16 protein-coding genes are annotated in these 13,383 nt (G+C 41.7%); 4 read left to right on the forward strand and 12 right to left on the reverse strand.

Annotated elements, in window-relative coordinates:
- Position 1: 1 nt before the first annotated feature.
- The 10 genes from NH153_RS21275 to dapA form a co-directional block, all read right to left on the reverse strand.
- A complete protein-coding gene (locus tag NH153_RS21275) occupies positions 2-970 on the reverse strand; it encodes a lysophospholipid acyltransferase family protein (RefSeq protein ID WP_063707682.1) in 969 nt (322 codons plus the stop codon).
- Positions 970-1,707, reverse strand: a complete 738-nt coding sequence (locus NH153_RS21280) for a glycosyltransferase family 2 protein (RefSeq protein ID WP_063707684.1) — start codon at positions 1,705-1,707, stop codon at positions 970-972. Before NH153_RS21280 ends, NH153_RS21275 begins: the two co-directional genes overlap by 1 nt.
- A gap of 3 nt (positions 1,708-1,710) precedes the next feature.
- The gene (locus NH153_RS21285; protein WP_063707686.1) at positions 1,711-2,064 is read right to left on the reverse strand and encodes an ApeI family dehydratase; all 354 of its coding nucleotides are present in this window, start codon (positions 2,062-2,064) and stop codon (positions 1,711-1,713) included.
- A complete protein-coding gene (locus NH153_RS21290) occupies positions 2,048-3,406 on the reverse strand; it encodes an AMP-binding protein (protein ID WP_063707688.1) in 1,359 nt (452 codons plus the stop codon). The genes NH153_RS21285 and NH153_RS21290 overlap by 17 nt, the downstream gene beginning before the upstream one ends.
- Complete coding sequence (locus tag NH153_RS21295; protein WP_063707690.1) at positions 3,393-3,959, reverse strand: COG4648 family protein; 567 nt, start codon at positions 3,957-3,959, stop codon at positions 3,393-3,395. The genes NH153_RS21290 and NH153_RS21295 overlap by 14 nt, the downstream gene beginning before the upstream one ends.
- Before the next feature lie 8 nt (positions 3,960-3,967).
- Positions 3,968-4,213 carry an acyl carrier protein gene (locus NH153_RS21300; protein ID WP_054554554.1) on the reverse strand — a complete coding sequence of 82 codons (246 nt, stop codon included), beginning with the start codon at positions 4,211-4,213 and terminating at the stop codon, positions 3,968-3,970.
- A gap of 25 nt (positions 4,214-4,238) precedes the next feature.
- Positions 4,239-4,496, reverse strand: a complete 258-nt coding sequence (locus NH153_RS21305; protein WP_054554555.1) for an ApeE family acyl carrier protein — start codon at positions 4,494-4,496, stop codon at positions 4,239-4,241.
- On the reverse strand, positions 4,493-5,278 hold the full coding sequence (locus NH153_RS21310) for a lysophospholipid acyltransferase family protein (protein ID WP_063707692.1): 786 nt from the start codon (positions 5,276-5,278) through the stop codon (positions 4,493-4,495). Before NH153_RS21310 ends, NH153_RS21305 begins: the two co-directional genes overlap by 4 nt.
- Entirely contained in the window at positions 5,268-5,978 is a 711-nt protein-coding gene (locus NH153_RS21315) for a beta-ketoacyl synthase chain length factor (RefSeq protein WP_105173554.1), read from the reverse strand. Before NH153_RS21315 ends, NH153_RS21310 begins: the two co-directional genes overlap by 11 nt.
- Before the next feature lie 106 nt (positions 5,979-6,084).
- Positions 6,085-6,999 (reverse strand): 4-hydroxy-tetrahydrodipicolinate synthase, encoded by a 915-nt coding sequence (dapA, locus tag NH153_RS21320; protein ID WP_063707789.1) that lies wholly within the window; start codon positions 6,997-6,999, stop codon positions 6,085-6,087.
- A 160-nt stretch (positions 7,000-7,159) separates the two neighbouring features.
- Here dapA and NH153_RS21325 point away from each other — a divergent pair, with 160 nt between their 5' ends.
- Together NH153_RS21325 and NH153_RS21330 are read left to right on the forward strand one after the other, a co-directional pair.
- Positions 7,160-7,813 (forward strand): DUF6058 family natural product biosynthesis protein, encoded by a 654-nt coding sequence (locus NH153_RS21325; RefSeq protein ID WP_063707694.1) that lies wholly within the window; start codon positions 7,160-7,162, stop codon positions 7,811-7,813.
- Between the two features lie 235 nt (positions 7,814-8,048).
- A complete protein-coding gene (locus NH153_RS21330; protein WP_063707696.1) occupies positions 8,049-11,825 on the forward strand; it encodes a S8 family serine peptidase in 3,777 nt (1,258 codons plus the stop codon).
- A 69-nt stretch (positions 11,826-11,894) separates the two neighbouring features.
- Here the strand turns inward: NH153_RS21330 and NH153_RS21335 are convergent, their stop codons facing one another.
- Positions 11,895-12,122: a hypothetical protein gene (locus NH153_RS21335; RefSeq protein WP_220095044.1), complete on the reverse strand. Its 228-nt coding sequence runs from the start codon at positions 12,120-12,122 to the stop codon at positions 11,895-11,897.
- 249 nt (positions 12,123-12,371) lie between these two features.
- Between NH153_RS21335 and NH153_RS21340 the strand changes: the two genes are divergently transcribed.
- Both NH153_RS21340 and ykgO read left to right on the forward strand, forming a co-directional pair.
- Positions 12,372-12,623 carry a type B 50S ribosomal protein L31 gene (locus NH153_RS21340; protein ID WP_063707699.1) on the forward strand — a complete coding sequence of 84 codons (252 nt, stop codon included), beginning with the start codon at positions 12,372-12,374 and terminating at the stop codon, positions 12,621-12,623.
- 18 nt (positions 12,624-12,641) lie between these two features.
- Positions 12,642-12,779, forward strand: a complete 138-nt coding sequence (gene ykgO, locus NH153_RS21345) for a type B 50S ribosomal protein L36 (RefSeq protein ID WP_054554561.1) — start codon at positions 12,642-12,644, stop codon at positions 12,777-12,779.
- 51 nt (positions 12,780-12,830) lie between these two features.
- Here ykgO and NH153_RS21350 read toward each other — a convergent pair whose 3' ends face one another.
- Positions 12,831-13,217 carry a cytochrome b562 gene (locus NH153_RS21350; protein ID WP_062565726.1) on the reverse strand — a complete coding sequence of 129 codons (387 nt, stop codon included), beginning with the start codon at positions 13,215-13,217 and terminating at the stop codon, positions 12,831-12,833.
- Positions 13,218-13,383 lie beyond the last annotated feature (166 nt).

Genomic DNA, 13,383 nt, shown 5'->3' on the forward strand with positions numbered 1-13,383 from the left:
CTTAGTTCTCCTTGTTTTGACTACGAGAAACTTGCTCGTCATTTTGCCAAAAATCATAAAAATTAAACCATTGATACGGATAGGCCGCAGCATAAAAACTGAGCCTTTGCGCATAATCGCTAACAATTTGTTGTAATGTTTGTTGCCTCGTTTTACGGGGTAAAACGAGTTTGTCGGCGTATTTTTCAAAAATCACGCGGTAACATGTTTCGCCATTTGGTTTTTTATCTTTTAAACAAAACAGATGAAACACTGGGCAATCTAACAGCGCAGCTAAAATAAATGGCCCTTGTGAAAAAGGGGCTGGCTTACCTAAAAAGTCCGCTTCAATAACTCTTCCTGCGGTGGTGGTACTGGTTCTGTCACCGACAATCACCACAATTTCACCCTGCTCTACTTTCTCTTTGAGCATAATTGCCATATCTGGGCCAAGATCGGTTACTTGAATGAGGTTTACCGCGACATCCGGATTAATACTTTTCAGTAATTTATTAAACTCAACCGCATGATGTGTAAACACTAATACATTAATCGTTTTACTGTTTCTGTGTTGGCTAAGGGCCCTACATACCTCTAGGTTGCCAAGGTGCGAGCCGATAAAAATAGCTCCTTGCTGTTGCTCATCAAGTTGTTTAAAAAGGGCTTCGTTAGTGTAAAGAATATTATGTTGATGAATTCGCCCAAGCCAGGCATCTATTTTGTCAAAAGCGCTGTCTGCAAAGCAGCGAAAATGACGAAAGCTATCGCGCCAAGTAACAGCTTTGCTATTGCCATTCACCTTACGCGCTTGGGTTAAGAATGCATGAGACGCTTGGCGGGCAATTTTGCCAGTTAAAAACAAATAAAATACCACCGGAAACAACACCAACCACAAGCCTTTTCGGCCAAATACCCGATAACACACAAGCAATATCTGCATGCCTAAGCGATTGCCTCGTTCTTGCATTTTTGACCAGTGCTTTACAGCCATTAGCCAGCCACCTTACGCCAAAGTAACTTAGGTGAGCGTAGCAACATGCCAAAGAATAAACGCGTATGCAGCCACGAAATTCCCACGTTATCATGTAAAGCTCGAAAGTGAGATACACCATTTTCAGGGTAAATGACCTGGGTTGGCAAAAACGTGACCTTAACACCTTGCCAATAAAGCCTGACTAAAATTTCAATATCAAAGTCCATGCGCTTGCCAAGTGTTTGTCTTGTCATTAAATGCTCAACGGCTGCTAAGGGATAAACCCGAAAACCACACATTGAATCAACAATATCAAAGCTGAGCGTTTCTACCCAAACCCAAAAATGGGTGATGTAACGACTCAAATAACGATGCTTAGGCACGGAGCTATCATAAATAGGACAACCACTGATCACCTTGTTAGGTGATGCATTGCTCAGTTCAATCAACTTACTAATATCGGCTAACGAATGCTGGCCGTCGGCATCAACCTGAATGGCATGGCTAAACCCTTGCTGGTAGGCAGCCATCAACCCAGTTTGAACTGCGCCACCCTTACCTTGATTTTGAGCATGGTGAATCAAGGTTAAGAAATCGTACTGCGCGTCAAGCTCTGAAAATACTTGCTTGGCATCTGCGTCACTGCCATCATCAACCATGATTATCGGCAGCTTTAACGCTTTTAGCTCATCGAGTACTGCAGCGATAGCATGGGTGTGATTGTAATTAGGAATAACAATACAAAACTGGTTCATGGCTTAATCACAAAATACAATTCGACCAGACGCATGCTGGCCTTTGTCCGATTGATAGCTAAACAAACATTTACCTTTTGCATTGCGCTCAAGAGTTAGGTTTACCGTCATATCGGGGGTTGTTACTACCTGAAACTTTAACACTTCTAAATCTTGTACTAGTTTGCCAAAACCCAAATATTGCTGAGCATATTTCACTGCCCAATCCAGCTGTACTACGCCTGCTAAAATTGGCGCATCAGGAAAGTGGCCGCGAAAATAATCTAAATCAGCCGCAATGGTTAACGCTAAACTCACGCTAGTTTCTGTTTGTGATAAAACGGCCACCTCTGGGGTTACGTTATTCAGGCTTGGCAAAATACTGCTCCAATGTTTTTAAACTTAATTTAGCTTGGCTGTTAAAAGGAAGTGCATCGATATAGCGCCATTTGCGTGGTAAGCAAATACGTTCAAAGCGGTTTGAGAGGTACGCTTGTAAAGCGCGGTTAACTGCCAGTTTACCCTGCTGTTCAAGCTCCTTATTAGCCTCATCACTGAGTACAACCACCGCGCCAATTTGCACGCGCTTAGCTGGAATAACCACCACTTTTACTTCTTTTACCCAGTCATGGCTTTGCAGATAACTCTCAAGCTCATCTAGATTCAAACGTTTTTCTTCAATTTTTATCGTTCTGTCTATACGGCCCAACAGTTTAAATTGACCATTTTTATGAACGAGTGCTCTATCATCTAAAGGGAAATTCGATTGCTCTAAAATCGCAGAATCTAGCATCAAGCGCCCTTCATGATTCAACGACAAATAATTACCATTAAACGGCTGCCATGGTACATCAACCGCTGCCTGTGTAACTTGTCGATAAGCAATACCGCCGGTTTCGGTACTACCAAATACTTGGGTAGCAGGGCGAGCTAACTGGTTAAATAAAGTTTCGGCATGCTCATTATTGAGTGGTCCACCAGAGGAAAAAATCCACTTAATTTTGTCGCGCTCAGGAATTAACACGTTATCAGCACATAAACGGCCGAGTTGTGCAGGGCTTGAAACGAGCGCTGCATAACGAATATTTTCTAGCCTTTGCGCAATATGTTCAGGATACTGAATTTGTTCACTATCAATAATATGACCTTTCGCCAACGGCCATAATAAGCGAAACAATAAACCATAGATATGCTGATGCGAAACGGTTGCTAAAAACGTAAATTGACGAGGTAAGTCAAATGACATTGATAATACTGCAAGCTCTCGGTTTAGTACCCGCCACGGTTTTACTATCGGTTTAGATTGTCCAGATGAGCCTGACGTATAAAAAATAACAGCTGTGTTTGTTGGCCATTGTAAACGGTTAGTTTGTAAAGGCGTGTGACCAAGACTATGTTCAAGGTTGGTAAATAGCACATCGTCATCGATATTGGTCGCATCGCCGGCAAAAAAAGCAGACTGAGCAAGCAATAAACTTAAGGTTTCGTGCTGACCATTAGGTGGCAGAATGACATTATGACCACTACACGCTAAAGCAAATAAGCGCACTGCAAATTGGTAGGTATCAGGATGAAATAACACCACATGGCTGCCAGCTTTCAATGCTGTGAGTTTACTTTGATAAGCCGCAATATCAGCAAAAAACTGTGTATGTGTTATTGGCTGTCCTGCAACAACAAATGCAGCGTCTGGGTGAAATTTCAGATTACTCGCTACCATTACTTTTAACCTTTTGTCTAACAAGCCATTCCACAAGGCCTAAGAGAGCTATCAGAATATAGGCTATTAATCCGTTGTACAGAGTCCATGTCTGTAACGAAGTAAATAGGCTCGTGTATAACGCAATACTGCCATTAATAATAAAAAACGCGCACCAAATTTTAGTAACTTGGCGCGTATAATTAACCCCTTTTTCATCAAGCTCGGGCTCTTTAATTCGAGCAAAGCTTTCGATGACTGTTGGGCCACTTTTCAGCGAATAAGCAAAGGTTACTGCCATTACCGTATTAATAATAACGGGGTAAAGTTTTAAACCCAGATCACTGTTAAAAAACTGCGTTGTTGCTAAAGCGATAATAGCCAAAATAGAGGCGGGCTTTATCCATGGCATAGATGTGAGTAACTTTTTGCTAAGTAAAAGCCTTAAGCCTAACAATACCATTAGTACCAAGCTCACTTGTCTTATTGAGATATGCTGTAATCCAAAGTACACAATAAATGGGTATAAAGATAAGCATACTAAGAGCAGTGTTGTGGTTATCGCTTTGAGCATACTATTGTTTAAGAAACGAGTTTTTCTACTTCGTTTACAACATCTTGCACAGTACGCACTTGCTTAAATGCATCTGGCTCAATTTTCTTACCAGTAATTTCGCGTAGTTTTACAACTAAATCAACAGCATCAATGCTATCAAGATCTAGGTCTTGATACAGGTGCGCATCTAGGCTGATATCATCAGCATCGATCTCAAATTCATCTACTAAAATGCCCTGTAAAACGTTGTAAATGTCAGCAGCGGTTTTCATGCTTATTCCTACTTCTAAGTCTGTATTATGATTGGTGTTGGTTAATAAATTCTGCCAATGCATCTACCGATGCAAAATGGGCTTTTGTTTGTTCTGAGTTTGCGTCAATTTTAACGTTAAACTCTTTTTTAATGGCTAAGCCAAGCTCAAGCGCATCGATACTATCTAGGCCTAAACCATCAACAAACAAAGGTTGGTCATTTTCAATATCATCCACGGTAATATCTTCAAGATCTAAGCTGCTAATGATTAATTGTTTTATTTTGTTCTTTAGTTCAGTCATAGGTGCCTGAGTTCCTCTGAAAAGTAATGTTGCAAATCACGGGTTAATTGTCGCGCTTGCATGGCGGGTTGTTCATTATTAAATGTGTTGTCAAACGTAAATGGGTCAGTGGCAAAGCGCATCTCAAAATGCGCTTTTGTTGCGGCAACGCAATACCATGGTGTGCCTTTGGTCAAAGTACTGGGTTTCATACTAATCAGCACTGAAGTAATTGGGGCTTTACAACGCGCAGCAATATTCGCAGCGCCACGCTTAAATGTTAACTGTTCACCTGGGGTTGTGCGGGTGCCTTCAGGAAAGATAATCAGGTTATTTCCAGCAGCGAGTGATGCTTCACAATCATTCAGTAACTCTTGTGGGTCTTCATTACTAATATAACCTGTGCCTTTAATTACACCGCGCATAAATGGATTTTTAAATAAGTGTGCTTTGACCACGCAGTCAGCATTTTTAATCACAGATATCAGCACCACAACATCAATTAATGAAGGGTGATTGGCAAGTACTAACTGCCCTTTAAGATCATGAAATTTCTGTTTATCTTGCACAGAAAAATGGATAGCACCAGTGTAATGCATCAAGGCAACAAAGAATTTAAAACTATAGTGAACCGTTAAACGGGCTTTTTGCTTACGTTTCGCTTGGCAAGGTTCAAATAAACGTTGTAAAGGCAAAACCAACAAAGTGAGTACAATACCGCCAAAGCCAAATACAGAAAAACAAAACCCGGTTGCCAGTACCCGCCAAATTTTATTCAACTTAATGTAAACGTTAGTCGCCATGGTACTGTAGCATCCAAGCTGATTGTTGATGTGAAAGCAGCGATTGTGATCCTTTGCTTGTTAAAGCAGCTGCTAATTGCAAACTCAGTGGTAAACACGAGTCACTTTGAGTATGTTCTGATTCAGGAAGTTTTGTTAATTCAAAATACGGCTTACCGGCCTGCGCTGTTGATAATACGAACGATACACTATGAGCAATTTGTTGCTCGTCGCTAAATGGTAAGTATTCATCAGGTAATACACTTTCGGCATGGGCAATTAAAATTTGCTGCTCTACACCACTATGAACACGAGCAAAACCATCAATCATGGCTGAAATAATGCTGTCTTGGCCACCAGCGATAGCATTCATTGGGGCTTTGTTTTTTGCAATAATCGAAAATAATCCGGTTGCAGCATTATGTACACTCAAACCAAATGCGGTTGGAGATAGCGGTTCTTGTTCGACGAGTGAATGTAACAATTGCGCTGTTTTTGGTAAGTCGCCATGACGAGATGAAAAATTAACGGCTAGCTGCTGATGCTCGCCTTGCGCTTGATGCATAGTATGAAGCGCCATTTTCATAAACGGGCTTAAGCGGCGGCGCTGCATCGGTGCAACCCAGCTTAAATCAAGGTCAGCAATATTGAGATGGCTTAATTCTGCTATTTGTTGCTCGGGTGCAACCCATAAACACAAATTATCAACAACAAATTTCACAAATATTATTCTTATAACGCCAAACGATTGCTAATTTTACCTATTAGCTACAAAAAAGTAAAACAATGGTGCTTAATTACAGCCGCAATTAAGCACTCATTCATTTTTATCGTAAAATAACGTCTTTTTCGGTTAAAAGTTGTGCTTTTTCACCAACTATATCAGCAATATCAAGTTCGTTAATGTAACCTAAACCGATCTCTTGCTGTGCACGTGTAAGTGGCACATAAGGAAGACGGAACACAGGATTTACCGCGCCTGTCATCATCAGCGCCGTATTGATTGCAATTGGATTAGGCTCGCAGAATAACCAGCCCATAAGTGGCTGTAGTTTTGCATTAAGTGCATCATTTTTTTCATCCATCAACTGACGGAATAAGCCAGGGATGATATTTGATGTAACCGAGATAACACCGTGCGCATTATGAATATGCCTTGCATCATGCGCTTCATCATCGTTACCTGACCAACAAGCAATGCCTTGCTGTTCATAATGAGCAATACGCTCATTGCCACCGCACTCTTTTACACCGATAAAGTTTTCGTGCTTCGCAAGTGGCTCAATGATATCTGGTGTTAAATCTTGGCCTGTACGACCTGCGACGTTGTAGATAAACGCAGGACCAATATCAAGTAAACGGTTAAAGTGCTCTTTCACACCCGCCAGCGACGTACGCCCATAATATGGGTTAATTTGCAGGGCTGCATCCATACCGGTGGCAAAACCATACTCGGTTGCTTTAATTGCTTCACGCGTATTGTTGCTACCTGTATTACCAACAATTAATAAACGGTCCGAGAATTTGCTAACACTGTGAGCAATTAGCATTAAGTGTTCTTCCCAATTCATTAATTGGCCTTCACCTGTGGTCCCACCCACAATGATGCCATCAACACCAGCTGCAATTTGCTGCTCAACAAGGTCGTCATAACATGCAAGATCAATTTCACCATTAGTTAAATAAGGTGTTTTTATAGCGGTGATCAAACTTGCTTGTTTAATTGTTTCTAGGTTGCGCATAACTTTTTTAATGTTTGGAAAATTTGCGCTAGTTGTATCATAAACACGGGCATTTTCCGAGTAGTGTGATGCAATAAATAAAAATACTTGAGAAAAAATCAAAGTTAAGCCAAAATCAAACACTGTATAAATTAACAGTGTTTATTGTGAGTATTTGATAATGCAACTTTCAAAATTTTTGGCAACCTACTTTTATACTACCGAAGAGCTGTGCCATACCCTCTCAATTGATGAGGAAACGCTATCGGCATGGCAACAAAGTAGTTTATTTCCAAAACCGAGTTATTGTTTGCAGAGCCAATTAGAATGCAGCTCGTATTCGGGCATTTATCAATGCGAAGAATATCAAGACTATTACCCTCGTGGTGCCGCTAGTTGGGGGCAATTAATTATCAAACATGACATAAGCTCATCCTGCCAAGCGTTTAATTATTTTGCTCAGCAATATTCAAATCAACTCAGTAAGCTTGCTGAGCAAGGCTTTGCTATCGATGAAGAATTATTTGGCAGTGAAATTGACGAGCACTTACAGCAAGTTTGGCAACAGTTTTTATACAGTAAATACGGTGTGCTCACACAAAATGGCTTAGTTGAAGAAGCCGTACAGCTCGACGTAGCTAAGTTATTAATTGATGATATTACTGAACTACGCACTAAAACAGGTTTAAGCGTAGAAGAGCGCCAAAGCTTACATAAGGCACTCAAATTAATGAACCGCGCGTTAAGCCATGGTACGGGCAACGAAGGTAAAAACACCTTGCGCCATCGTTATATTGATGATGTCGTTGCAAAATACGACCTATCGGTAAAATAACTGCTCATTTTGCGCTTTAAATGAAGCGCAACTGAATAACCGCACAAAGTTACAACAGTGTTTATTTTGTTATAAATAGGTTAATACAATTTGCTACCTTTGTTTTGTAGGTTTTCATCTGCTTGATCGATAGATTGGTCTGGTTGAGTTATTGCTCTTGTCATGTTTGTTGTTTTGGCACCTAGCAATAATTCCTTTCTTCCAAACTAATTAAATCAAAATACAGGATGAAAAGATGAAACCTTTTCCAAGGCTTGGTCGCTTAAAGGCGACCTACTTAGCCATGCTCGGCTTATCGATTGCCCAACCAGCAACCGCAGAAGAATCATTTGTTACACAACAAAGTAAAGCGGATGCCCTTACATTCACTTTGATCACTGGGGACAAAGTGTCGGCTGTTGTCAATAAAGACGGCAAGCTAGGCGGCATTCGATTAGTGAATGCAGATGGTTCAGATACATTCACCAGTATCTTTAAACGTGGTAACAACACCTATGTAGTTCCAAACCATGCACAAGCTTTAGTAGATTCAAATGCGATTGATTTAGAGCTTTTCAATATTAATAAGTTATATGAATCGGGTTACGATGATGCATCAACCGACGCCCTTCCCGTCATTGTTGAATACCGCGATGGCACCCTTGCAGGACCTGCAGTCCCAGCAACGCTTGCTGGTATGTCATTAACCGGTGAAATTGAGCTAATCGATAGCGCCGCATTTGCAATCAGCAAAGACAAAGCAGCGCAAACTTGGCAAACCTTGGTTGCACAAGCTGACGTTGAAGGTATTTGGCTTGATGCTGTCGTTCATGCTCACAAGGTTTCACAGTCAGAAACCCTGACTCCGACAGTACCGCTTACAGGCGCATATGGTGAGTCAGCGATTAACTATAATGGCGCAGGTATTAAAGTTGCTGTACTTGATACAGGCTATGATACCGAGCACCCAGACTTACTAGGTCGTGTCATTGCATCCCGTGATTTTACATATTCGAGCAACGGTGTAGATGATTTAAATGGTCATGGTACTCATACAGCCTCAACCGTTGCAGGCAATGGTCATGAGTCAGAAGGTAAATGGGTCGGTGTGGCACCAGCTGCCGATTTAATTATCGCTAAAGTATTAAGCAATACGGGTTCAGGTTCAACTTACGGTATTTTAAATGGCATGCAATGGGCGGTGCTTTCAGAGCACGCTGACATTGTAAATATGTCATTGGGTGGTACAGCAACAACGTGTAGTGGCCCATTGGTTGAGATGGTTGAAGCGCTGAGCAATAAGGCCTTATTTGTTATCTCTGCGGGCAATAGCTTTACCCGTGAAACAATTGGTTCACCGGGCTGTGCGCCAAGTGCATTAACCGTAGGTGCCATTGATCGTGACGGCAATACGGCGTCGTTCTCTTCACGCGGTCCATCGCCAGATGGCCACTCAGCAAAACCAGATATTGCCTCGCAAGGTGTATCTGTTGTTGCCGCAGCATCTGGTGGCTTAGGTGATACGGCTTACCGCGTGTATTCAGGTACATCAATGGCAGCCCCGCATGTTGCCGGTGGTGCTGCAATTGTTATGCAAGCTCGCCAAGATCTTACGCCAAAAGAAATTAAAGATGTGCTCACATCATCCGTATTTAGTGGTAACTCACACGTCCTTGAGCAAGGTGCCGGTGCCATGAATATCGACCGCGCCATTAACCAAGCTATTGTGGCTCCTGCGAACCGTGAACTTGGCTATTTTGATAATGCTAATAATGCATTTACAGAAACACAGATCACGCTAACAAACACGTCTGATGAAAGTATTCAATTAAAATTGAAATTAGACTTAATTGGTGAAGATGGCAAAACACAATTGCCAGCGACTCTGGCAGGATTAGATGTTAACTCAGTGACAATCCCAGCCAAAGGTATTGCTCAAGTCCCTATGTGGATTGACCCAAGTGTGGCCCTTAATAACAGTGCTTATGGTGCAATTACAGGTCGCATCACAGGCACAACTGTTGGCAATACAGATCAGCAAGTGACGGTGCCAGTGTCATTTTGGATTGACCAACCTCACGTTAATTTAACGGTTAACCTGACAGATCGCTGGGGCAATCAAGCAGGCTCTCCATCAAAGCTTTACTTAATTAATGAAGAAGATGATTGGGGCAGTCTTGTTAGACTCACTGGCGGCAAAGCCAATATCGATGTACCTGCTGGTTACTATACGTTGATTGCTAACATTATGACTTACGATAACCCGCAAACCAGCTCTGGTTTAGTTGAATCAGCGGCACAAATGGCTGTATTAAATCGTAAGATTGATGGCAAAACAGAGATTAACTTTGATGCACGTAACGCTCAACCTGTCACCTTTAAAGCTGACCAGCCTCTTGATCCACAAGGCTATTCATTTGGCTTTACTTACGCGATTGACGATCAAGAAGTGGCGAAGCTTGCTGCTATCGAAATGGCACCTGATTACGTAAATGATATGTATGCATGGTCACAAGGTCATGACGACCGTTTTCGCTCATTTATCACCACCCGCGCGGTGGCTCCAGAAACAACCGTCACTATGCAAAACGGGGTTGAACTTGATTACATCAAACAAGGTTTAGCACTGTCTTTTCATGGTGAAGGGTCAGCAGAAGTCGTGCCAGTAGGTGATGCCGGCTACAGCACTGATTGGAGTCAATTTGAGTTAGACGGAAAAATAGCGCTTATTGCGAATCCTAATTACCTCACGTCGTACATGGTCGGTAACGCGATGAAACATGGCGCTAGTGGCGTAATCTTTTACCGCCCTGGTCGTGGCGGCCGATATAAAGGCGCGATCACAGGCACACCAAAAGTACCCGTGATTGGTATTAGTACCGAACAAGGTGAAGCCTTAATGGCAGAAATCGAAGCTGGCAACAATATCGTTAGCTGGTCTGGTATTGCGGCTGAACGCTCACCTTATGCCTATTCAATCAACCACATTACTGATGGCCGAATTCAATCTGGGCAAATCAATGTTGCTGAGCATAAAATGCATAAAATGAGTGCGTCTTATCATTCGCAAAATGATGAGCGCCCGGCATGGACTGATGTTATGGCAATGACCAACAGTACCGGAGAGTTCTACTCGACAGGTAGCTCGCAGTTAATTATGTTGCCTCATCAACGTGATGAATATTACACAGCAAGTGCAAAAAATGCGTGGACGAATGTCGTTATGCCAAACTATCAAATTCAAAGTGCAGGCGCTTACTTTGATGGCCCACGCGCAATGACTGAAGGTGCTGAGCAAAGCACCACTTGGTTTAAAGGTCCTCGTGCTGGCAGCTTAGGCAGCAGTGGCTCAGCGATTATTAGCCGCGATACCAATGTCCTTTACTTTAATCTTGCTTCGTTTGGCGATGCCGCAAACCATGATGGTATTTTTGGTTATATGGGTAGCTCAGCATTTGGTTTAAAAGTAAATGGTGAGCCAGCCTCTCCGTATCAAGGCACGTTAACGCTTGAACCGGGCTCTCATCAAATTACCTTAGAAATGCGATCTTATGCCCGCGGTGTCGGTGAGCGCTCTCCGGTCAATGATAAACTTGGTTCTCTTTACCAAGGCTTCTATACATTTACGGCTGACGAGCAACAACAAGGTGTTCAGCCAATTTTAGTGCCTATGATTGATTTACCTGTTGATATTAATAACAGCATGAAAGCAGGTGAAGCGGCTCACGTTAAGTTAACGGGTTTATTGGATGGTGTAGGTGAAGTGGCGCTGGCAGATGTACAATTCCAATATGCGTACGGCCAAGAATGCACAATTGCTAACGTGCCTGCTTATATCTATTGCCCTGTATCAACCAAGTTCTCAAGCGAAAACTGGTTAGATGCACAGGTTGAACACATTGACGGTAAATGGGTGGCAACTATCCCTAATACTGGCAACGTCGGTGACTTTGTCCATATTCGTACGATTGTTTCTGATTATGGTTCAAGCCAAGCTGAGCAAATTACCATGCGAGCTTACATGTTAGATTAATTAGTTAGCGCTAATCAACAAAGCCGCCTTCGGGTGGCTTTTTTAATCTAAAAACAACATGGTCAAGTATTAAGAATCTAAATGCTCGTACTGACCACGATACACTTCAAACGTTTTTACGACAGTGTGTTGCTCTTTACTTAGATTATCAAACCAGGTATCGAAACGCTCATCATCATCTTGTTCACTCAGTGCTAAATACTGTGCCAACAACTCAATAATATCGTTGTGAGTACACGACAAGGTGTCTACATGATTAGCTAAAACAGAATGGTCTTTATCGCGAAGCGTGTTCATTACATTTTGATCTAGTTCTTCACGGCTAGTTTTATCATTCACTTCCATATCCCTCTTTAAAATAAGCACGCATACCTAGTTATAACAGCCTTATCGACAATATCCAGCTTTTTAAATCTAACTGCTTATTGATTGTTCAGCTTGTACAAATTTAAGACAAAAAAATATAAATAAGAATCATTTTTATCTTGACCCAAATAGTCGATCACTCTACAATCGCTACATTATCACATAACAAATAGGTGCATTATGAAGCCAAATATCCACCCTGATTACCAGCAAGTCGCGTTTCATGATACAGCGGCAGACAGCTATTTTATTATTGGTTCGACAATCAAAACTTCGCGCACGATTGAACTTGAGGGCAAAACCTACCCTTATGTGCCAATTGACGTATCAAGCGATTCACACCCGTTTTATACCGGTAAGCAAAAAGCCGTTGCAAGCGATGGCCGTGTTGCTGCGTTTAATCGTCGTTTTAAAAGCTTAGCGAGCAAATAGTTGCTATAAGGAAAGAACATGAAAGTATTAAGTTCATTAAAAAGCGCGAAGAACCGCCCGGGCTGCCAAATCGTAAAGCGTAAAGGTCGTGTCTATGTTATTAATAAAGACAATCCGCGCTTTAAAGCCGTTCAAGGTAAAAAGAAAAAGCGTTAAAAAAGGTGCCTAGGCACCTTTTTTAAATTAAAGTAATTTTAACTCAATAACTTACTTACCAAATAGCAATTCCCAAAAACCTGGCGGCTCATGGAGCTCATGGTATTTTTTACGTAGCTCATCAATAGATTTAAGCGGCGCTTTTGCTGCTTCAAGGCCACGAGTCGTTGCAAGTTGCTTAGCTTGCTTTGCTTGATTTATGACTTTATCAAGCCCTTCTAAAGACGCCGTTTTATGCTGTTTAAAATCAGCTGTTTTGGCTGTCTCTAACAACTCAATAAATTCATCAATAGCGGTATTAAAGGTAGCTAAATCAGTTGCTCGCACTGAGTTTTTATAAGCAAGCCCCATGTTTTTCATATTGGCCTCAAGGTCAATATTGTTGGCCGCGCTCAGACTGGAAAAAACGATTAAAAAACTAATAAAAATGGCTTTCATACACTCTCAACCAAATACAAATTATGCACCCATTATAAAGCGAAACGCTACGTAAACCTAATGCCATTAAAATACCGAATACAGCAACAAAGTAAATATTCTGTAACCACCTTTTCACAACAAACAAAAAACACCTGAACCCCACAAAGAACCTAACACACTGTTT

Source organism: Pseudoalteromonas gelatinilytica, from assembly GCF_001641615.1.
GTDB lineage: Bacteria > Pseudomonadota > Gammaproteobacteria > Enterobacterales > Alteromonadaceae > Pseudoalteromonas > Pseudoalteromonas gelatinilytica.